Here is a 22928-nt window from a genome sequence, read left to right as displayed (position 1 = left end):
TATCAGTCCTTCTCTACATCCATAAGCCAATGCAGGTATTCCAGATTATGCCTCAGCTTATCGTATGTACTTTCTTCATTTGAAAAGTCCTCCACGGATATGTTTCCCTGATAATTCATCTCTTTCATCACACGAAACAATTTCTTAAGGTCCGCACTCCCCTCTTTCAATGGTGTCCAGCTTCTTTTCCACTGCCGCACACCGTTTTCATTTGTTCCTTCCGGTTTCAGCATTCCGTTTTTAATATGTATATGGGCAATGTAATCCCCCAGCATTTCAAATGCTTTCTTATAATTTTCATACCCCTCATATACCAGGTTTCCCGGGTCATAAATGACCCCCATATCCTCAGGGCTGCATCCGCACAGAAGCCGGTGCGCTGCACTTGCGCTGGCCAGAATATTGTCCATATGGATTTCAAATACAATCTTTACCTTGTATTTATGTGCCAGTGTCTCCAGCATTTTAACATTCTCCCTGGCCTCCTGAAACAACTCTTCATAGTTCCTTGTCTCATCATAATCCGGTGTAAATACACGAACCTGCCTGCACCCCATTATGTCTGCAGCCCGCAGAACCTTCTCTATCTGTTTGTGCTCATGGGGCTTCAAATAAGTGGTAAGTCCAAATACAGCGATTTGCTGCTCCGCACATATCTGTTTTATGATCTCTGCTGTTTCCTCTATCGTCTCTAAATCTAATGTACATTGATTATCCTGCCAGTATCTGTCCTCATAAGCAATATTTTCTTTCTTTTTGTCCGGTAACGGCGCGACCCGCCACTCCACTCCATCATACCCCAGTTCTTTTAATATCCTAACAGCCTCCTTTGGACTGTATTCCGGCATACTCACTGTAAAAACCCCTGTTTTCATCTGCTTTCATCCTCCTTTTTCTCATCAAATTGGTTTCTGTACTCCTGAGGGGTAATACCGATATAACGTTTGAACATTTTGCTGAAATACTTTATATCCGCATAACCCACAAGTGCACCGATTTCATAGATACGCAGTTCCGTATCTTCCAGAAGCCTTTTTGCCTTCTCTATTTTCTTTTGAATAAGACATTCTTTGAAATGGATTCCCTCCACTTCCTTAAATATAATGCTGAGGTATATGGGTGTTGTATTCACATGTTCCGCGGCACTGTCCAGGGATACACAACTGATGTCTCCCTCCATATAAGCGATCACCTTTTTAATCATCTCCCGGTTTTTCCGGGTATTCATCTGCTGCTGGCATGTCCGCAGACATTCCGCCAATGCCGTGTATGCATTTACAAGCTTTGTTTCATCATTATCCGTAATAAAGTCTTCCGGCCCGTCATTAATTTGTATATCCGATTCTGTCATTTTTGCTTTGAGATAACTTACAATATCCCTGTACAGTTCTCTGGAAAAGTTCTGCACCACTCGGTTTTCTGCGTATTCCCTGCTGAAACGAACTATCATAAGCTCTATCAGGGAGGCAAGCTGGATATAGTTTTCCTGCTCCATAGTATCTACAGCCTTGTATCTGATCTTTTCCAGCTCCTTGACGATTCTGCTGTCACTGCCGCTGTAAAAAAGTACTCTGGATGCCTTCGTACCTATTCCCCTGGATTCGCAGTAAGCCGCATAAAAACTCAATTCTCCCTCATATAAACTGCTTATCTGAAATTCCGTATAAAGCTTAAAATCCTCATAAAGCACAGAATAAATCTGTTCCAGAACTGCTTCTAACAGCTCATCCTGCATACCTGTGATCAGTGTGTAATTTCCCGTTTCATCTTCGATACACAGATAGCGGCTGCCTGCCGCCTCACCTAAAATGTCATCCAGCTTTCTGCGTATAAACATCTTCAGATTAGATAACTGTACCGAACGGGAGTATGTGGCAATCGTCCAATATTCCTTTATGCTGATATTGACCACACGGTATCCGGCAAACAGTGAGGCCAGGCCAAGCCGCCGGATTTCCACCTGCAGTTCTGCGGAACAGCCGCCCTCAAAGATCATGTCCAAAACCACTTTTTTCTTTGCCAGCATCAGTGTCTTTCTTTCATCTTCCCTGCGGATTTTCTCCTCTGCGATCTGGTCTATGGACTGCCTCACAAGTTCGACGACTTTCTTTTGATTTATAGGCTTTAAAATATAATATCTCACATTTAACTCAATGGCCGTTTTCGCATATTCAAACTCACTGTAGCCGCTGATAATATACACATGCATATAGGGAAAATCTGTCTTAATGCTTTTTATAAAATCAAGGCCGTTCTCTTCCGCTATTCTGATATCCGTGATCAAAATATCAGGTTCTTCCCGGTACAGAATTTCTCTTGCTTTTGTCACATAGTCTCCCGTAAAAATCTCCAGTTCGGGAAAACGTGCATGGATCAACTGATATAAACCGTTCAGAATATAGTACTCATCATCCACCAATAAGATCTTCATTTCCGTCTCCTCCCATCCTTGCGGGAATCCTGATAACGGATACAGCGCCGTTCCCATTTTCCCCCGGTTCAAGTCTGACCCCATAATCCTCACCAAAGTACATCTTGATTCTGGCATCTACATTCCGCAGGCCATAACTGGATCTTCCGCTTTTCTTTTCCATGGTCTGTTTTTCCGAAAGTCCCTGTCCGTCATCGGCCACCCGAAAAAGGATTTCATGGTTTTCCATCTTCACCGCGATCCAGATATTCCCCTTGCTTCCCTTGGGAATGATTCCGTGGACAATAGCATTTTCCACAAGAGGCTGCAGCGCAACTTTTACCATTTCATATGGGTAGGTCTCTTCCTGAATATCGAAATGATATTTTATTTTTCCCTGATAACGTTCTTTCTGAATCTCAATATAAGCGCTTACATGTGTGATTTCTTGTCTGACGGTGTATATCCGTTCCCCGGAGTTAAGCCCCGTCCGGTAGAACTCAGAAAGGGATTCTATAATATGACATGTTTTTTCATCGTTGCGCTCAAATGCGATCCAGTTGATCATATCCAGTGTATTATAGAGAAAATGCGGATTGATCTGTTCCTCCAATACGCGCAGTTCTGCATCTTTCTTCTCGGTCTCCATGCTGATCTTCTGGTCTATCAGTTCTCCTGTCCGGTTTACCATCTTATTAAACCTCTGGGTAAGATAATTTAACTCGTCTTTTCCCTCATCCTCCACCACAACAGAAAAATTATTCTTCTCTACCTGCTTCATACCTGCAACAATCTGATTGATCGGTTTTTTAATACTGATAAAATACAGCCAGGACACAATCCCTGCTACCACCAGTACAAGTACACTGAAAAATACCATCATTTTAAATATCTGGTTGATCACCTGATAGAACTCCTTATAATCCACCAGAGCCACCATGCGCATGCCGGTTAATTTGGATTCCGAATAGAATACAAGTTTTTTCTCCCTGCCCCCATTCAGAAACACGACTTTAGATTCCGGTTGATCAATCTTATTCTGCTTTAAATTTTCTTTCAGCTCCTTTTCAATATAAGTCCCAATCTGTCCGGGATCTTTATGGGAAACGATCTTGCCGCTTCTGTCAATAAAAAACAGTTCTTCCTCCGAAAACAGTGAACTTGTTTTTTCTCTGTAATTCAAAACCTCTGACAATAAATCTGACAGCAGAAACTGATCGATATACAGATTTACGCATCCCAGATAGTCTGAGGAATACGCGCCCTTTACTTTGGTGGATATGATCAGCGGGTACTGCAGGTTTTTCCTGCTGGGAGGAGAGGAATACTTATCCGTATTCTCCCATTTGAATGCCCCGAGCCACACCTGCCTTTCCTCCAGACTCATGATATGGGAAAAGAGCACACTCTCTTCCAGGCGGCTGTCCGTGAACTGATATGGCTTGTAGGCTATAAATCCTCTTTTATTTATAACTTCCACAGCTATATAATCTTCCAGCTCACCGGCCCATTCGTCCAAAAATTTGTAATACTCATTTGTCTGTATAAAATCATCCAATTGTTTATCACTTGATGTTTTCTCCAGCATCTTGATGGTATACAGGCTGGTTGCGATTTTATTTCCCACAGAACTGTATTCCCTGAGACGGTTGTTCACCAGCACATTATAAGAGTCCAATTCCTGCTGCATATTCTCGTAATTACTCAACTGAAAGACTCTGCGCACGGAAAAAAATGTTGCTGTTTCCAGAAAAAGCAGAGGAAATATGACCGCAAAAACCACAAGCAGCAGAAATCGTTTCTGCAGCCCCAGCCGGCGCACTATTCTGATCATTCTGTTGACAAATTTTTTCCAATGCTCTTTCATTCTGCCCTGCGTCCTCCTTATCCCTTAACCGCCCCGGCCATCAGGCCCTGTACCAGATATTTCTGTGCGAACAGAAGAAATAAAAGAGTCGGCACTGTGGCTATCACTGCACCGGCGGAAAGCAGTGACCAGTCAACCAGGTTCTCCTGTACGAATTTCTGCAGTGCCAGGTTGATGGTTTTCAGTTCGTCTGTCTGGATCAGTATCCTTGCCATCATATACTCATTCCAGGAACGGACAAACGTAAAAATCGCTACTGTTGCCAATCCCGGCTTTGATATAGGCAGGATGATCCTGATAAATGCCTGAAACTGGCTGCATCCGTCAATCAGACCGGATTCCTCCAATTCCATGGGCACCGAATCAAAGAACCCTTTCAGCAGCCAGATGGCAAATGTCAGTGAAAATGAGATATATGCCACGATCAGCCCGGCATGGGTATTATTCAGCCCCAGTCCTTTGTATATCATGAACATTGGTATCAGTGTCAGCATCATGGGCAGCATCTGCAGTACAAGAAGAAGCCCTATAAATCCACTGAAAATCTTCCCCTTAAATCTTGAAATCGCATATCCCGCAAACGCGGCGATCAATACGCAGAAAATCATGGCCACAACCGATACAAATATACTGTTGAAAATACTTTTTACAAAGGATTCCACATGAAGTACCTTGCTGAAATTTCCCAGATACACGTCCTGAAATTTGGGAAACATCCCCAGATCACTCATAGCCATTGTCTTTGTTTTCAGAGAAGTCCCGAACATGGAGATAACAGGCAGTGCCAGCAAAAAGCACACTGCAAATGTTACCAGATACATGATCATCCTTGAAATTGCCCTTTTCATTCTGCCGCCTCCTATTCGTTATTCCTGCTGAATTTTTGATTGATCAGACACAGCACTATCATGCACAGAAGCATTAATACGGATGCCGCAGATGCGTACCCCATCTTTGATCTGAAAAATGCTGTGTTATACGCGTATATGGGAAGCACCATAGTATTGCCGGAAGGCCCCCCTTCTGTGAGCAGAAAGATGTTCTCAAACCCATTAAAAGCCCAGATGAGCAGCAGGGTGACTGACACTTTTGACACGGAACGAAGGGACGGAAGTGTTATGTAAAAAAAGCTTTTTATCTTCCCGCCGCCGTCAATTCTGGCTGCCTCATATAATTCTCCCGGGATCCCCTGCATTCCTGCCAGCAGCGTGATCGTCATAAAGGGCAGGTTTTTCCATACCCCTATCATGGTAACTGTAAAGCGTGACATATACCTGGTCGTCAAAAACAAAATGGGTTTCTCAATTATCTTCAGCTCCATGAGCACATGGTTTATCAAGCCGAATTGGTCATTTAACAGCCAGAGCCAGTTTGCAGCCATTACCATAGGCGCGATGACCCAGGGCATCAGTATGACTGCACGGTAAATTCCCCGCCCTTTCATATTCATATTCAAAAGTGCTGCGATCAGCATTCCCAGGACATAGCTGAATACAACAATAGAAATAGCGTAGATAAAGGAGAACGACAGTGAACTGTAGAACTCTTTATCTTTTGTGAGAATATCAATATAATTCTGCACCCCTATGAATTTTTCTTTTCCCGGGCTTAACAGATTGCTGTTAGTAAAGCTCAGCTTAAAACCATCCAGAAACGGATAGATCTGAATCAGCAGGATCACTGCCAGTGCGGGCAAAAGCATAAGATAACCAAGGCGTTTGGATTTTTTCTTTTTCTGCATAGTTATACTCCCTTTACGAAAGGCTGCCTACAGAAAATCTTCTGTGGGCAGCCCCTAAAATGTCTGCTATTCTGCCTGCAGCTCCAGCGCTGCTTCCACATTTCCATTGTCCTCTTCCAGGATTGCCTCATAATCCCGTCTGCCGCTCAGAACCTTTTGTGCCGCATTTCCCAGATAACGTTCCCCGTTGATCTGTCCAAATGCAGGATAGAAATTCTGGATCGGTTCTGTCGCATGTACAAAGGTAGGCATGATCTTTTCATTAACAAGCTTTTCTAATACTGCGTTATCGTAGTAAGGATCTGTTGTGATAGATTTCAACACCGGCGTTTTGCCGCATTTCCCCTCTGTGAACAATGTCTTTGAATTTTTTACCCACCACTCCACAAAGTCCAGGGTTGCCTGCGCATTTTCAGAGTCTTTGTTATATGCCGCTATACTGTTTGCCCAGTACACAGTCTGCGGTTTGTCCGCTGACGGTCCCTGCAGGGGATCAAGAATGTCCAGATTATCTTTCAGATTTTCATCCTCAAAAAATCCTATAACAGGTGCCCCATAAAAAATGGCAGCCTGACCGGAATAGAAAAGTTTCTGCGCATCTGCATCTTTGTAGCTGATGGTTGCTTCCGGAATCAGCTCTTCATCCATAAGGGCTGCAACAAACTCCAAACATTCCTGCATCTTAGGTGAAGTAAAATCTGATTTGGCGTCTGCTGTTACGGGACCCACATTATTTCCCACGGTCAGATACATCATAATGTTCTGTGCTCCGCCCAAATCCCCGGCTGTCACAAGCGGAAAGACATCTGGATTTTTCTCCTTCAGCGTGCGAAGCACATCCAGTAATTCCTCCCATGTAGACGGAAGTTTCTCAATTCCTGCCTCCTTGAACATATCCGTCCGATATGTAAAAATCCTTGTATCACACTGCCAGGGAAGCGCAATATACTCGTCTTCAAGCTTATTTGTTTCCAGTATCCCCTCCATCATATCATCCAGGATTGGATCCTTTTCGCTCTGCCATTTTTCTACAATAGGGGTAAGCGGCATGATTTCCCCCATGGTCGCAAACTGCATTGGAGTCTGAGATCCTGCCGTGGCTACATCCGGCCCTGTTCCGCTGGTGATCGCCGTCAAAAATGTCTGATAGTAGTTATCCCAGGGCACACTCTGATATTCTACTTTCACATTGGGATTTTCCTGATTGTACTGGTCCACCAGTGCTTCCGCGGCCACATCGTACACACCAGCTTCTCCCCACATCATATCCCAGAACGTAATTTTGGCTGTCTCCCCTGATTCTTTTTCTTCCTCCTCTTTTTTCTGCGTATCATTGCTCTCTGTATTGACTTTTTCTTCTGAATTTTTATCTTCGGATGGTTCAGAATCCCCACCGCATCCTGCCAACAGAAGGCTGACTGCTGCACTGGCTGCAAGCAGCATACTTAATCTTTTTTTCATACCTTTTCTCCTTGTTCGTACCTGGTATAGTTTTTTTCCATTTCATTATTTAATAATTCTGATGCGCATCAAAAATTGTTAAATCTTTTATCTAAAAAAATTATATTATATAATCTTTCTTTCGTATAGTAAGAAAAAGTTTATAGAAGTTTTTGACAACTAAGTAATTCCCCCTATATCGCATGAAATCTTATGCACGCACACAAAAACCGCCTGCCCTGTATCAGGCAGACGGTTCCGTCATGCTGGAAATTATAATGTTTTCAAAATCTCTTCATATATCCTTAAATCCTCATCCTTAAACACATTAAACACCACCCTCTCCATCCCGCTGTGCCCAAGCCACTCTCCCACAGTCCTCACCGCGATCTCCGCGGCCTTATGGTTTGGGAAATGAAATTCCCCGGTGGATATACAGCAGAAAGCTACGCTTTTAAGGCCCTTCTCCTCAGCCAGACTGAGACAGGATTTGTAGCAGGATGCGAGCTGCCGGCAGTGGTGTTTTGTAAGGTTCTCATAGACAATGGGGCCCACTGTATGCAGAACATATTTACAAGGCAGGTTGTATGCTCCTGTGATCTCTGCCTCTCCGGTGGCCTCCTCATGCCCCTTTCTCTCCATAAGCCTGCTGCATTCCTCCCGCAGTTCTATACCTGCCGCAGAGTGTATGGCATTATCGATGCACCCGTGGCAGGGAACAAAGCACCCCAGCATCCGGGAATTGGCAGCGTTTACAATGGCATCCACGGATAATCTGGTGATATCCCCCTGCCACAGGGATATTCTGGTACTGTTCTGTCCGGTTATGCCGTATGCCTCACGAATCGTGGGAATGTGCTCCACATCCACAATCCCCTTCTCCCAAGCCTCCTTCTGCAGAAAAGCATCCTGTATTTCCAGAAATTCCGCCGAGACGTGACCCGGCATACGGATGTTCATGAGTGAACGCAGTGTGGCGCGCCGTTCTGCCTTTTCCACCCGCAGGCCCCGGTACTGAACGGAATCCTCACATAAATAATGGATCAGATAATCCAAACGCTCTTCCTGGGTCATATCCTTAGCTCTCATCTTCCATTCTCCTCTTCCAAACGCTCAGGATCCTGCCGATATCTTCACTGATACAGACAGACTTTCCCTCTATTTCCTGCGGCGCATAGGCTTCCCCCAGATTGATGCACCCATACACCGCCTCCGGCCATTGGCTGGTAAGGCGCCAAAAACTGAACTTGATGATACCGGGTGTATTCATCCCGCAGCCCAGCTCCAGAAATAAGACCCTGCTTCCTTTATGGGTCTCCAAAAAATTCTCATACCGCCCGCAGGCTTCGTGCCATCCCTCATCCTCCACAAACGTGCTGTCTGCTCTCAGATTCATAGTCATGGGCTTTTTGCAGACAGGGCAAAGCGGAATCAGTTCACCCGGAATGCGCATATCCTTCTGTTTGGCGATCATGCGGCGCACGGTCTCCTCATTATCATAGGTTTTCTTATGGCACGGTACGGAACACTGCCACAGCCCAAAGTCCCCCTGGGTATAGAAAAGCCGCTTCTTGTCAAACCCGGCTCTCTGAAAACAATGGTCCACATTTGTGGTCAGCACAAAATAATCCTTATCCTTTACTAACTGAAGCAGATCCGTATAGACCGGCTTCGGCACCTCCCGGTACCGGTTCAGGTAAATATATCTGCTCCAATAAGCCCAATATTCTTCCAGAGTCTCATAGGGATAAAAACCTCCGCTGTACATATCATGAAACCCGTACTTCACCTCAAAATCACGGAAGTTTTCCCGGAACCTCTCCCCGGTGTATACAAATCCGGCAGAAGTGGAAAGTCCGGCTCCGGCTCCGATCACCACAGTCTCGGCTGCCCGCAGTTCCCGGTACAGATTTTCCTCTTTCTTCTCCTCTTTTCTGTTCAAAGCGTTCAAAGCCTCCATCAGCCCCAATAAACCTCCCTCCTATCTTCGATGTACTGCCTTGCAGGGACATACCTCCTGACAGTTTCCGCAGCGCAGGCAGTGCTCCTGCAGGATCACATATGGAACTGCAGACATATCAATACACTTCTGCGGGCACTTTTTAAGACATTCCCCGCAGCCGCTGCAGGTCTCGTCAATATAATAGTCTCCGCTGACAGGATGTCTTTCCTGTGCGCCGCCCAGGGAAAAAGTATGCCGCACCACGGGTTTTGCTGAGAGGTCAAAATATTCGCCCTGCCCCTCATACATGCGGAATACCTCCAGTGCAGTACGGCTTTCCTCCTCCGGATAAATCTCCGCCATATAAGGATTCGCTTCAAATACCTGGGCAAGTCTGCCGCTCCCTATATTCTCCACCTTTCCTCTCACGGATACGGCTTTCCTCTCCAGTGAACCCTTCCCTTGTGTCATGCCGCTGACAGCCGCGTATTTTCTGTCCGTAAGCTGTCGGTAAAAGGCTTTTCCCTTTGCCGTAATAAAATAAAGACTGTCCTCATCAGTTAACATAATATCAATCACTCTCGTTGCAGGAAGCCCCTGTTCATCCACAGTCGCAAACACTGCGGAATGTATCTCTTCTCTCAATATCCTGAGAATCTCTGCTGTTTCCATACTGCTTTCCCCCTTCTGAATTTCCGGAAATGAAATGCTGTCTTCCCTTTTATTTTATTATAAAACAGGGCTCTCCCGCTCCACAAGAGCGCACTTGAAAGTGCTATAGATGCCTTTTTGATACTAAGTATCCAAACGCCCCTCACAGTCGTTTTCTTCCTACGCGAAGTACATATCCCGCCCGGAAGGCTTTTTTCCACATAAAAAGGGATATCCCCGAAGAGATATCCCCAATACTACAGAGTGTCCAGCCAGCCTGTGATCATTTCTCAAGCTCACCAAATACCTCCTGACTGACGGGATAATAATAGTGGAATCCGCTGACCATGGTACAGCCAAGGTCTCTCAGGAATCTTTCCTGCTCCTCATTTTCTACCCCTACGCTGAGCACTTCCAGATTCAGCTTCCTGCACAATTCCACCACGCTTTTCACTACCACTTTCCCCTCCGGCTTGTCGATCTCGCTGATCATTTCCTGCCTCAGTTTAATGCCGTTGATTCCGCAGTAGAGATAATGAAAGAATACACGGTCCAGTTCCAGACCCGCCAGATATACATCAAAGCCGAACTGCCTGAGCTGTTTGATTGTTTTCGCATAAATTTCCGACTGGCTCATCTCCACCATCTGATTTAGCTGGACAATGATCTGCTTCCTGTCAATATGATACTGTTCTGCTATGGCATACAAATGGTTTGCGAACTGTTCATCACCAATATTCTCAACGGTAAAATTAAACAGCAGCCTGAGAGAACACCCCTTCTCTGCCTCCTGCTTCAGAAACTGGCAGCCCTGGCGGTAGATCTCCATGTTCATCTTACCCGTGAGCTGCTTGCGCTTCATGACATCCAGAAATTCATTTGGCCTTAAAAGCCCCCTGTTTGGGTTCTGCCACCGGACCAGTGCCTCGGCACCGCAGATTCTGCCGCTGTCCAGGCTTACCATGGGCTGCAGATACATGAGAAATTCTTCATGCATCAGTCCGTGGATTGCCTCATGTTCCATTGCATAACCGGATATGGTCTCTCTCTCCACATATTCGTCATAGAGGGCGTAATCCAAGACATGTATCTTGGCATATTCCATAGCCACTTCACTGAACTGGATCGTCTTCAGGGGATCTTCATCCACATTGGTCATTCTGTAGATACCTGTGTGCAGCTCCAGAAAATATTTCTTCTCTTTCTTTTTAAATTCCTCAACTATATTTTCCTGCATATCCCGGATCCGCTTCTTCAGCCCTTTGATTCCGGTATACTCCACAAAGAAAATATAATAATATTCATTAAAGCGGGCAAACGCCTCTTTTTCGTGCATGACCAGCTCTTCACAGGTATCACTGATAAGCCGCAGTGCATTCTCCGCCTCCTTGTATCCGTATATATGACTCACCACATCAATGCCGGCGTATAAAAAGAGCACCGCATAGTGATTCCTGTTCTCCTCAACGATACATTTGGAAAACTTTTGTTTCCAGGATGTCAGATTGTCCCTTCCGGTAACGTCATCCTTATATGCCATCTGCTCCATCTGACGCCTTTTTTGCCAAAAGTACACAGGAAAAAATACAAGTATGGCAATGGAAAACAGAATAAGGCCGAAAATGATCCTAAGATAAATGCCGGACTTTCCTTCCGGGTTATCCCCTTTGGCGGCATAGCCGGCATATGCCCCCTGTATTTTCGCTGTGTCAATATTCTGAAACGCTTTTTCCAGCTTCTCAATATCTGCCGTTTCCATACTCTTTGTATAGGCCAGACTTATGCTTTTCTCTTCTCTGTCCTCCTCATAGACGATCAAATCCCGGCCCTTTACAAGCCCGGCGTCTTTTATCTCCTCCTCTGTAAGGCCCAGCGTCCATACCGCATCTGCCTGTATATTCCCGGCCAAAGCCAGGCGCCTGTCCTGATCAGAGGGCTTGATATACTTTATGGTAATATCTGCGGCTTCCCCTGCCTGCCTCAGAAGGTCAGGCAGGACGCCTCTGTAATCCTCTGCTGTCTCGTCGTAAAATTCAAAAGGCCAGGAATCCGGCATGCCGGCCACATACACCTCATTTCCGGCCCGGCACACTGAGGGTGTGAAAATAAACATGGCTGCTGTAATCACTGCCAGATAACGGATAATCTTATTTCGCATCTCCCATTTTCCCCTTTTCTTCAGATGTCTGATGAAGCTGTATCTTCTGTCTCTTGATCTGTCCCCAAACATTTTTCTTTTTCTTATATCCGAAAAATGCCGTCATTCTTGTAAACGCCTGGATAAACCGGAAAAATACGCTCTCCGCAATGCACAGATAGACAGCCTTCACCACATCCAGGACAGACAGTCTGATATTCTGCGTGTAAATCCTGGCAAAAAACGCCGTTATAGTCAAAACCGCTCCATAGAGCGCATAGATCAGGAAAAACATGATCATAAAAGGAACATTGATCAGATTCACCATATATGCCAGCACAATGGTCAAAAGCCCAAACAACTCGATGAACGGGGACAGCAGTTCATACAGAAGATAATACAGATATGAAATGTATCCCACCACTCCGAATTCCGGTGCCAGGAACATTCTTCTGTGTTTGTTCAGACACTGGAAGAGTCCTAAGAACCATCTTCTCCTCTGTTTCTTTAAATCCCCGATACTGGAAGGACACTGACTCCAGCAGATCGCGTCCGGTATGTATCGTATCCCATAGGGTATTTTATTGATACGGCAGAAGGCATGAAGTTTTACGACCAGCTCCATATCCTCTCCCATAGTGGAGGCATCGTAACCGCCCACGCTGGCGACCATATCTTTCTTAAAAAGTCCGAACGCCCCGGATATGATCAGGTTGCCGTTAAATTTATCCATAAGGATTCTGGATGCCATGAAAGAACGGTCATACTCCAGTATCTGCATTCCTACAATGGGGTTCCAGGGCATGTGATAGTCCACAAGCTCGCCCTCACTCAGCACCGCACAGTTGGATATCCTCACCAGGCCGCCCACCGCCACAATGGTGTCATCCTCCAGCACCGGGCGGACAATATATTTCAGAGAATCCTTCTGCAGCACACTGTCCGCATCCATACAGATAAAATACGGGTATCTGGACGCATTGATACCCATATTCAGGGCATCCGCCTTACCGCCGTTTATCTTCTGGACCAAAGTGATATTGATCCCATTGACCACAGCCTCGTATACATTCTGTTCCTTTCTGCATTTGATCTGCCGGTTAATAGGCCGCATCACCTTTTTCAGATGAAAGGCATCCAGCAGTACCTGGGTAGTCGCGTCCTTTGATCCGTCATCCACGACAACGATCTCATACAGCCTGTAATCCATCATGAGCAGGGACTTCACCGTGTCAACCACTGTGACCTCCTCATTATAGGCGGGAACTACAATGGACACAGGAACGTAATAGTCATGGCTGATCTCATTGTGGTATCGTCTCTTTTTACTCTCCTTGTACAGGTCAAGAGAACCGGCGATCACAGAAGCGATAAGAAATGTGGAATAGCCCAGCAGGTAGATGACAAACAGGGCACCCACCACTGTATAAAAACACTTAACAAATTCAAACATCTGTCTCCCTCAGCTCCATTTCCTGGCCTTTGATCTCTATTTTCTCTGTGACATAATTCAGGATCTCTCTGGCATAACGGTCACGTCCGTTATACACATCGAATAAATCCTTCTTTGGTATTTTAAGGCCCATGATCAGGGTCTCCGCGCTGTTCAGCCGCACATACCAGTTGACAGCCTTCAGCCCTTCTTTCAGACAATCCACTGTATCAGGACCGGGATAGGATTCCAGAGCCTGGGCCGCAACCGCGGCATATTCCCAGTCCAAATATTCATGGTACTGCAAAAAGCGCTGCAGCAGCGCACGGACCGGCTCATACGGATATTTTCTGAAATAACGGACTGCCTCCAGACGGATTTCCTTATCTACGGTCTCCTTGGAGAGAAGTTCCAGGAACTCTTTCCGGAAATCCTCACCCAGAAACCGGATGAACTGCATGACAGGAAGTACCAGCCGGGTATCAAACCTGCTCCTGTGCTCAAACAGCAGGCGGGCAAGTTCTCCCCTGTCACCTGTAAATTTAAGAAGCCCGTCAGACAGCAGCTTTTTGCTGTGGCAGATCTCATTATCCTCCATTTTCTCCCAGGCGGCCAGCACTGCCTCTTTGTTCCCGATCATATAAAGAGCCCTCAGCGCGTTCTCCCTGACGAAGACACCCTTGTGGACTACCATACGGATCATAAAATCCATCAGGCCGTCATAAGCCGTGTGACCTTTGTCTATGCCGAACTTCTCTACAAGACTGGCAAAATAAGCCTGCTCAATTTCATCCCTTTTCTCATATACAGGGACTAATTCCAGAAAAACCCGGCGCATTTGTTCCAGATACTTTTCCGTTCGCCCGGCCGGCATCTGTCTTCGTATCTCCTCCATGGATAATTCAAAGGCTCTTAATTTTTCCAGTTTTTTCAGCCTCCGTATCAGCCCCGTAAAATATTCCTCCCGGACATCAACGCCGGCTTCCATCTGCTGTATCTGTCCCGTAATCTCATCTACCATCTCCAGGCTTTGGTGCTCCAGACGCCGCCCCCTGTACTTGTCAATAAAAATGTAGAGTACATTAAACACAAGGACAGCAACACAGCTTGCCATATAGACATATAAAATCACTTCCGGTTTGATTGAAAGTATGTGCATTGTCTCCTCCTTCGTGTTTTTTATCTGTTCCAGATATCCTGTATCATATAATAGGACTGCTTCAGCCGTTCATGGTACGTGGGATCCTTCCCCCACCCCTTCAGCTCCTTCCGGTTCATTTTAATCCTGTTATCCTTCCCCGCCTCTGTTCCGATTCCGGCATATATCCCTTTCACGGACAGATTTTCGATTCCATAGTTCTCATAATAATCATCATGGACCTGCATCTGGGATGGATTGGAGAAATTCAGCAGATCCCATGGAAGCCGGATCTCAATATCATCCCCATCGGCAATAAAATCCGACACAGAATGGTAATCCCGGTCGTAGGGATTTCCGTTTCCATAGGTAAGTCTTCCCGTCTCAAACTTTTCTGACATCCTATCCTCCTCGTCCGCTGCATTCACATTGCCGATCTGGAGTGCCATATATATCTTGTCAAAAACAGGAGTATCCTTATCCGGCACTTCAAAATACGGGTTATCCTCCCCATATGCCTCACTGTACACCACCCGGAAGACATCATAGCGCTGCTGTACAAGAACACGGCTGTTCTCTTTTCCGTCCAATACAACCAGAAAATCAGCCTGCCGGTCAAATTTTACATCCTCGCCCTCCGCATAATAACTCCCTGACTTGGGCGTGATATCCAGCGGAATATAGATTTTCTCATTTTCAAAATCCAGATTCTCCTTGTGGATACGGAAATAGATGAACTTCTCATCGTATTTCATGGACAAGGTGTAATCTCCGTTTTCTGAGAGTAAATCGTCCCCGCTCCACTCCTCTGTGTCTCCGTCCGTATAGCAGACGCTCTCCTCTTCCCCGGGGTCAAAGGACATCAGTCCGAAAAACTGTTCATTTGTCTGAAAATCACTCCAGTAGGCCGTCTTGGTCAGGTCTACATTTGCCATGGTATTCCAAGTTCTCTTGAACCACTCATCCTGCCAGGAGAAGATAATACTCCCCGCGCACCCCGCCTTTTTGATGTCCTCATAGCTGGACACCAGGGCATTTCCCTGCTCTTTCTCCGACATATATCCCTGGGAACGGGCTGTGTGAAAATCAAGCTGTGCCCTGCCTCTTGACGTGGGCACGCCAAACTCGGATATGACCACAGGCATGGTATGATGGCGGTTCAGCATTTCCAGATAGATTCCGTAGGTGTTATAGCTGCCGTCCTCCTGCAGATAGTCCTTCGCATAAGGTATCTCCTCTTTCCAGGAATCATAATGACTCAGATAGTCCGGATAATAGGAATACACATGGTAGGACGCAAACTGACCGGAAAGAAATTTATCTGTGGAGGCAATATGCTCCACATCCACCTGTGCACATTTCATAAACAACTGGTTGATCTCCTCCGGATAGTCCATGGGGTCCGTTGTAGGCCAGTTGGAAAATGCCACCAGGCGCTGTTCTTTATATTTTTTACTCTCATACATGATGATCTGGTCACCGGCCTCTGCCAGCATGGCTTCAAAGGGTGTGGCATCTTCGGTCGTATACATATACTCCCCCCGGTAGGAACTGTTCTCCCGGCGCATATGGTCCGTATACGCAACCGTCACATCCTCCCACTCTACACCCATGATATATCCCAGCACCCACCGGGAGATATCCTTTGTATAGGAACCGCTGGCGTTGGATGTGCTGTATCCCAGGTTCATTTTCTTCCTGCCGTGGATGATATCTACCAAAGTCCTGCAGTCCTCCTTAAAAGTTTTTAAAAAGGAATCATCAAAGGCATCCACGTGTGAATTCTGTATATAATCATTGACCCATACCCCGTGGATAATGTAAAGAGGCTCCGGGTTATCCCTGTTATATTCATACACAGCTTCATAAAAATCACTGGAAAGAATGGTATACACACGGATGGTATTTGCCCCCATATCCTGGATCATGCGGAACCATCTCAGATACGTTTCCTTGTCAATGGCATACTCCGTGGCAAAATGTCCCGGTATTCCGGCACCCAGATCTACCCCTTTTATCTCAAATGGCTCGGGCCCTTTTCCTTCATCCACCAGGATTTCTTTACCGCTGACCGTTGTAAAAATATCCGGTTCTTTGTCCGGCCGAAAATCAATATAAAATCCCCACCGGTAATATGCCGTGTTCAAAAAGAGAACCAGAATTATCAGCGAAACAGCACCGATCAAAAATTTCTTCAAAGTATGTTTCCTCCGTTACAACGCATTCTAATCATTGAATTTTTTGTTGACAGACTCGTGGCTGTAGGAGTACAGGGCATCTATATGCTTATCCATCCAGCCCATACGGCTGACAAGGCGTTTTTCATACTGTTCCACTGCCTCATCATAAGAGCTGATCTGCCGCCCTTCCCCTTTCAGAAGGTCGTTCTGCGGTTCAAAGGTATATCCCCATACCTGGAAATTTCGGTCTATAGCACATCCCAGGTATTCCTGTACCTCTTCCATATATACCTTTACATGGTCATCGCTGAGTATCCCTTTTCTGAGTTCTCTGTATCTGTCGATCACCTTTTCGGTAAACGCCTCATCCTTGGCAAGCATGAAAAACCATGTTCTGTTCTGCATAAAAAAACTTGCCATGGACTGCTGGTATTCCATGTAGTTATCACAACAATTGTTAAAATCCCAGACCGCTGTCTTCAGCTTACCCGATATATCCTTGTAAAAATAGGTGGAGAAAATACCGGCATCTGTATTCTGCGTCACCTCATTGATAATGAAATAATCCACAAAATTATCTACGTCTATAAAGTTCCGATAGCCATAGCGCCTGGATGTATAATCATACGAATACAGGGACTTCTCAAACTCTGAAAAATCCCGGCTGATATAATCCGTGATCTCCGGTGTCAGCTTTCTGGCACCCGGATATTTAACCTCCACCTTGCTCGTCATCCGCCTTGCGTACTCTGTGAAGTTATCCAGATAATCCACATCATTGACACTCTCCCTGTCCACACAGACAATATAGCTGGAGGCATTGGATTTCCCGTCATACTCAGTCACCTCTACTCTGCCTTCCCCTACACTGATCTGTTCTGCCATCACGTATACGCCCTGGTATTTATCGTTCAAGAACACCTCGCAAAAACGCACATCCGGTGCCCATTCCATGATCTGGCCCGAGAGGTTATACCACATATAATTCCGCATCAGGGTCTTATCCAGATAAGGGCCGTGCAGTACCCAGGTACTGTCCTTTTCCATTCCCATAACCTCATATCCCTTGTCCATGCCGTCCTCATCCGTGAATTTAAACAGATACCCGGCCTTATCAAACAGCCGGGAGGAATTTCCCCTGACACGAATCTGTATATCTGACTCCACCTGGGGCGTGTCCTGCAGAGTATTTAGCTCCCCTTTATTTTCCATGATTTTCATCTCTGCATGGATAAAGGTATTCTTCACCTGGCTTACTTTCTGGCCCTCCTCCGGTCTTCCCGGTATGGCCTGCCCGCCTGTCTCAATGCTGACCACCGGAAGGCGGGAGGAAAAGGAGGACGGTTCTATGGACAGATTGGTGTCCTCCACCTCTGTATTGTAAGACAGATGCTGCTGTACCCTCACATTCTCAGGTTCTATGAATTTCGCTATTCCCAGCACTGCAAGCAGTGACAGCAGAACTGCTCCCACGTATAACCATTTACTTTTCATTGTTGTTACCCGCTGATCTCATCATTCTGAGTTACAATATTGACATATTCGATAGATTCCAGTTCATACAGCATCTCCGCAATACTCTTCTCCTTTTTATTGGAGAGAAGATATATCTTTCTGGGCATCTCATATATAAGCTCAATGGATTCCCGGCTTGTGTTCTTGACTCTCAGCATGGCCTTTGCCTCAAAATAGTCAAATACAATGGCTTCCATCCTGCGCTCCATATTCCTCGCGCCCCGGATGATGAGAAGGATCCTGTTGTCGTTTTTCACTCTTCCCAGAACCAACAGGACCAGGAACACCACACCGCTGCCCACACAGGCCACCACATAATCGCCCACACCGCAGCAGATTCCCACAATGATGGTCCAGAAAATATAAGTAGTATCCCGGGAATCCTTGATCGCCGTCCTGAATCTCACAATGGACAGCGCACCTACCATACCGAGGGACAGGGCAATGTTGTTGCCTATAACCGTCATGACAGTGGCGGTTAAGACCGTAAGGGTTATGAGGGACACATTGAATTTTTTGGAATACACTCCGCCTGCATGGGTGAAATAATAGGACAGGTAAATAACGCCTCCGAGAATCACCGCTACGAGTATATTCAGAATGATCTGCTCTGTATTCAGAGAACCTGTCTCCTCAAACATAGAATAAAGATAATTTTTCATTTATGCTTTTTCCTCTCTTTCTGCAGCCCGGCTGCTGTATGTCAGAATAAAAAATGAAGGCTGGCGCTTCTGGAAAGACTGTATTTGCTCACGGAAAGTGGGCTTTTTCCCTCCAAGCTAACCATCTGTTTAATATAACTCAGCATAAAACCGCTGTATTTTACTTCCATCACCACCAGGTATTTATCCATCACAGGATTCTGGTTCAGATCTGCCGCAAAAATGCGGAAGTCACTTTCCGTGGCTTTGATATCAAAGTCAAAGGTGATGCGGGTCTTATTTTCACTTGCTATATAGGCTTTTCTCTGGTACTCCACAATGGATTTCGGACGGTACAGCATCATATTCATAAGCCCGTAGCATTCCTTTGCAAAGGGGTCCTCATACTTAAGCAGACACCCGTACCTGCCCCGGGACAGTTCTATGGCATCTTCTCTGGATACGCGCAGAGACCTCTTTTTCTGATTATCCCCCTGCTTCTGCTTCATTTCCAGCATAGCAAAATCAGAGGTGGGCGAATAGGTCCGCAGACGGATCTTTCTGCGGATCTCCAGCCCGTCTTCCTTCTCGTAAAAATCCCTTTCCTGCAGTGTATCAAAATACAGGCTTCGGACAGCATATCCGCTCACCCCGTTGTGGGGATCCGGATGCAGTACTTTCTCAAATGTGTTGTCCAGCCTTCTGAACTGATCATATGACATCAGATACTTCTTCTCCTGACGCAATACTTCTCTCATGTATTTTCCCCTTTCTCCTGGAATGTGTCCAACTCCAGCAGTTCCAGCACCGGTTTCAGATAGTGCCAGGAAAATCCCAGATTCTCATTTGGTATCTCCTCCCTGAGATGCTCCCAGCTCTCTTTAACTGCTTCTATCCCGTCTTCGTAATAGGTGTTCTTGGGTTCCAGATCATGGGTGCCGGGCCTCTGCATTTCCGTAATATGGATGATTCCCTTTCCGTATTTTTCCGCGATCTCTGCTTCGCCCCATATCTGGCCCGCCTCATCTGTTTTATCATAATTCATGACAGCTACAGCGTCACAGCCCGTCCGGATCAGCTTCTCCAGTGACTGTTCAAGACCCATGGAATCGTAAAAATTGGGGATGCAGAGGATCACAAGCAGATTCCGCTTCTCTGCCGCCTCATACGCTTTGGCGGCGTTCTGCACAAACTGCGCCATTACCGTGACCGGATCTGTGTCCCACCGCTCCAAAAGATAGGGTTCCACATCCCACACAATGCCGCAGAATTCTCCGTCCGCTTCCGCCTCTTCATTCCATCTGCCCACAGTATCAACAGCCGTAAGCATGGACTCCCCGCTTTTCTGAACTGCCCACTTTGAGTCCCCGGCCAGATAGTAGACATCCTGGCCTGCCTTTCTGCGGCGTCTCAGATAATCTTTTATCACATCCATATCCGTATCTGCCGGAACCTGCTGGTATATGGCCTCACAATCCAGCATTTCCATAGCCTTCTGCACCTCTTCCTCCGCACCCGGAAGCATGTATTCCTCTTCCCATGAAAAAATACTGGTTTTACAAACTTTTACTTCCACGTCTTTTCTGTCATTTTGGCAGCCTCCCACGCAGCAGATCAGAATACAGAGTGCCAAAAAAACCACGGCTTTTCTTCCACCTGCCATGATTACCTCCTGCTTCTTACTCTATTGGATTAAAATTAAATTTTATATAATTTCAAAACAATTTCATTATAACATAAGGAAATATGAATGCATATTAATTAATTATTAATATGGAATGCCATTGTATGGAAAGCAAAAGGAGCTTCCTCAAAAAGGAAGCTCCCGCATCACCTGTCACTGTTTCTTTTTTACCGGATAACAAACCTCCGTCACAAATTCCTCCGGATTCTCTGTATCCTTTGGTCCCACGTGGTAAATGTTAAATCCCACCCCGTTAAACTCATATCCGTTATCCGCGCACCACCTGGCCACAGCTTCGTTTACCCGGGTGATCTTTTCATACCGTCCCTGAAAAACCGCGCCTGCATACTGCACTGAGGGCATGGTCTTAAATTTTACATGTTCGGTATCCCGGTATGTGCCGATGACCGTCCGCTGTACCTCCACATCCACATCGCTCTCCTTATAATCCCCGTCATAAAAGACAGCCATGTCATAGCAGGGGCTGTCAAAGCGCAGCTCCATATCTGCCGTCTCATCCCTCATGATATGCCACAGTCTTCCCTCCTCCTCATAGGCAGGAATGACCTGACGTACACTGGCTACATACCGTTTCGGCAGCGTCTTCAGACTTACATCATATCCCATAATGCTTCCATCCTTTCTCATCCATTCAATGGTACTGTCGATCAGATGTTTCCGCTGCCTCAGTATCTGCTCCTGTTCCGCGGTTTCCTGCCTCTTGATCTCCAGGAAATGCTTAAGCTCCTCCGCGTCTGCATACTTTCCCATGATCTCCCGGATCACGGACAGGCCAAAGCCCATATTCTTCAGCACCTGAATACGCTCTGCGTCCAGAAGCTGGGATTCTTCATAGTACCGGTATCCGGTAAACGCATCCACCTTTCCCGGCTTTAACAGGCCTGTTTCATCGTAATGCCGCAGCATGCGGATACTGATTCTCGACAGCTTTGAGAAATCTCCAATCTTTAACATAGTTTCCACCTTTCACATATGTGAATTTCTGAGCTCACTTACAGTATAGGGTGTAACAGTGTGGGAGAGTCAATACGTTTTCTCAAAAAACAGTCTGGACCAAAAGCATATAAAACACAGTGCCTCCCGCTATGGACAACAGCATCTGCCGTTTCCACAAATGCAGCGCGATCACCAGCAGGATTGCCAGAAGTTCCGGTATCCCATGGCTGCCTGTGAAAATGCTGACATTTTTCAGACAGTAAATGACCAGAAGCCCAAAAACAGAAGCGGGCAGCACTTTGCCAAGATACTGTATGTATTTCGGGGTAGGCTTTCCTGCCGGAAAGAGCAGAAAAGGCAGAAAACGTGTGAGTACGGTTCCAAGCACCACCATGGCTATGGTTATGATCTGCTGTGTAAGAGTCATTGGCAAACTTCCTCGCTTTCTTTCTCAATGGGTTTCCTAAGCAGCGTCAGCACGCTGATAATGGCCAGCATGGCAGGGATCATGAAATTCTCCGCCCCGAACGCCAGCAGGCACAGAAGAGACAGGCCAAGCCCCAGAAGGGAACTGACATGGTTCTTCTCCTTCAGCCACTGCTCCATAAAGATGACCACAAACATGGCCGTCATAACAAAATCAAGCCCTTCTGTATTGAATTTCAGAAGGGAACCGAAGATACCTCCCAAAGTGGCGCCGGAAAACCAGTAGAGATAATTCAACAGCGTCACAAAGAACATAAACCAGCCCTCATCCACATCCTCCGGTATCTTTGCCGTATAGTTAATGGTAAAGCTCTCGTCACACATTCCGAAAATCAGAAATCCTTTTTTCCAGCCCGTGTTCCTGTATTTGTCCAGCATAGAAATGCCGTAAAATAAATGCCTTGCATTTATCATAAGAGTCATCACAAGAGCCTGAAGCGGGTTAAACGCCCCAAGCAGCATGTTGACCACCACAAATTCTATGGAGCCTGCAAATATTGTCAGGCTCATGATCATAGGGTACCAAAAACTGAACCCCGATACATTCATATAAATACCATACGTCAGCCCCACAAACCAAAACCCTGCAAAAATAGGGATGGTATAGGGAAATGCCGCGCGGAATGCACGGAGAATTCTCTTTTTCTTTCCTTCCATTTTCTTTTCCTGCCTTCTTATCTCTTGTCTCTTTCTTCCACGTTGTCCGC

20 protein-coding genes are annotated in these 22928 nt (G+C 46.1%); all 20 read right to left on the bottom strand.

Annotated features, from left to right (window positions below):
- Window positions 1-2 precede the first annotated feature (2 nt).
- The 20 genes from MUB35_RS02935 to azlC all read right to left on the bottom strand — a co-directional run bounded on the left by MUB35_RS02935 (window position 3) and on the right by azlC (window position 22878).
- Window positions 3-875, bottom strand: coding sequence for a sugar phosphate isomerase/epimerase family protein (locus tag MUB35_RS02935; protein WP_244805748.1), 873 nt, complete (start codon window positions 873-875; stop codon window positions 3-5).
- Window positions 872-2431, bottom strand: a complete 1560-nt coding sequence (locus tag MUB35_RS02930; protein WP_244805747.1) for a response regulator transcription factor — start codon at window positions 2429-2431, stop codon at window positions 872-874. The genes MUB35_RS02935 and MUB35_RS02930 overlap by 4 nt, the downstream gene beginning before the upstream one ends.
- On the bottom strand, window positions 2409-4277 hold the full coding sequence (locus MUB35_RS02925; protein WP_033140769.1) for a cache domain-containing sensor histidine kinase: 1869 nt from the start codon (window positions 4275-4277) through the stop codon (window positions 2409-2411). Before MUB35_RS02925 ends, MUB35_RS02930 begins: the two co-directional genes overlap by 23 nt.
- A 17-nt stretch (window positions 4278-4294) precedes the next feature.
- Entirely contained in the window at window positions 4295-5125 is an 831-nt protein-coding gene (locus MUB35_RS02920) for a carbohydrate ABC transporter permease (protein ID WP_033140768.1), read from the bottom strand.
- Window positions 5126-5136: 11 nt separating this feature from the next.
- A complete protein-coding gene (locus MUB35_RS02915; protein WP_225305258.1) occupies window positions 5137-6018 on the bottom strand; it encodes a carbohydrate ABC transporter permease in 882 nt (293 codons plus the stop codon).
- 66 nt (window positions 6019-6084) lie between these two features.
- Window positions 6085-7479, bottom strand: coding sequence for an ABC transporter substrate-binding protein (locus MUB35_RS02910; RefSeq protein ID WP_227211256.1), 1395 nt, complete (start codon window positions 7477-7479; stop codon window positions 6085-6087).
- Window positions 7480-7731: 252 nt separating this feature from the next.
- Window positions 7732-8532, bottom strand: a complete 801-nt coding sequence (locus MUB35_RS02905) for a protein-ADP-ribose hydrolase (RefSeq protein WP_334303718.1) — start codon at window positions 8530-8532, stop codon at window positions 7732-7734.
- A gap of 4 nt (window positions 8533-8536) precedes the next feature.
- Window positions 8537-9418, bottom strand: a complete 882-nt coding sequence (locus MUB35_RS02900) for an SIR2 family NAD-dependent protein deacylase (protein WP_244805810.1) — start codon at window positions 9416-9418, stop codon at window positions 8537-8539.
- 21 nt (window positions 9419-9439) lie between these two features.
- Window positions 9440-10072, bottom strand: a complete 633-nt coding sequence (locus tag MUB35_RS02895) for a pyridoxamine 5'-phosphate oxidase family protein (RefSeq protein ID WP_244805745.1) — start codon at window positions 10070-10072, stop codon at window positions 9440-9442.
- 262 nt (window positions 10073-10334) lie between these two features.
- Window positions 10335-12209 (bottom strand): EAL domain-containing protein, encoded by a 1875-nt coding sequence (locus tag MUB35_RS02890; protein ID WP_244805744.1) that lies wholly within the window; start codon window positions 12207-12209, stop codon window positions 10335-10337.
- Window positions 12199-13641, bottom strand: coding sequence for a glycosyltransferase family 2 protein (locus tag MUB35_RS02885; protein WP_033140763.1), 1443 nt, complete (start codon window positions 13639-13641; stop codon window positions 12199-12201). Before MUB35_RS02885 ends, MUB35_RS02890 begins: the two co-directional genes overlap by 11 nt.
- Window positions 13634-14779: a HEAT repeat domain-containing protein gene (locus MUB35_RS02880; RefSeq protein WP_054352825.1), complete on the bottom strand. Its 1146-nt coding sequence runs from the start codon at window positions 14777-14779 to the stop codon at window positions 13634-13636. The genes MUB35_RS02885 and MUB35_RS02880 overlap by 8 nt, the downstream gene beginning before the upstream one ends.
- Before the next feature lie 20 nt (window positions 14780-14799).
- Entirely contained in the window at window positions 14800-16956 is a 2157-nt protein-coding gene (locus MUB35_RS02875; RefSeq protein WP_244805743.1) for a hypothetical protein, read from the bottom strand.
- Between the two features lie 27 nt (window positions 16957-16983).
- Window positions 16984-18432 carry a CotH kinase family protein gene (locus MUB35_RS02870; protein ID WP_244805742.1) on the bottom strand — a complete coding sequence of 483 codons (1449 nt, stop codon included), beginning with the start codon at window positions 18430-18432 and terminating at the stop codon, window positions 16984-16986.
- A 5-nt stretch (window positions 18433-18437) separates the two neighbouring features.
- On the bottom strand, window positions 18438-19115 hold the full coding sequence (locus MUB35_RS02865; RefSeq protein ID WP_033140759.1) for a DUF4956 domain-containing protein: 678 nt from the start codon (window positions 19113-19115) through the stop codon (window positions 18438-18440).
- A 41-nt stretch (window positions 19116-19156) separates the two neighbouring features.
- Window positions 19157-19852 (bottom strand): polyphosphate polymerase domain-containing protein, encoded by a 696-nt coding sequence (locus tag MUB35_RS02860; protein WP_033140758.1) that lies wholly within the window; start codon window positions 19850-19852, stop codon window positions 19157-19159.
- Window positions 19849-20757 (bottom strand): hypothetical protein, encoded by a 909-nt coding sequence (locus tag MUB35_RS02855; protein ID WP_103732997.1) that lies wholly within the window; start codon window positions 20755-20757, stop codon window positions 19849-19851. Before MUB35_RS02855 ends, MUB35_RS02860 begins: the two co-directional genes overlap by 4 nt.
- A gap of 174 nt (window positions 20758-20931) precedes the next feature.
- Window positions 20932-21753: a MerR family transcriptional regulator gene (locus MUB35_RS02850; protein ID WP_244805741.1), complete on the bottom strand. Its 822-nt coding sequence runs from the start codon at window positions 21751-21753 to the stop codon at window positions 20932-20934.
- An 82-nt stretch (window positions 21754-21835) separates the two neighbouring features.
- Window positions 21836-22162 carry a branched-chain amino acid transporter permease gene (locus tag MUB35_RS02845; protein WP_278247695.1) on the bottom strand — a complete coding sequence of 109 codons (327 nt, stop codon included), beginning with the start codon at window positions 22160-22162 and terminating at the stop codon, window positions 21836-21838.
- Entirely contained in the window at window positions 22159-22878 is a 720-nt protein-coding gene (gene azlC, locus MUB35_RS02840) for an azaleucine resistance protein AzlC (protein ID WP_103732631.1), read from the bottom strand. Before azlC ends, MUB35_RS02845 begins: the two co-directional genes overlap by 4 nt.
- Window positions 22879-22928 lie beyond the last annotated feature (50 nt).

It is taken from the genome of Blautia sp. NSJ-175, from assembly GCF_022867815.1.
GTDB lineage: Bacteria > Bacillota > Clostridia > Lachnospirales > Lachnospiraceae > Blautia > Blautia celeris.
This window is presented reverse-complemented; position numbering and strand designations above follow the sequence as displayed.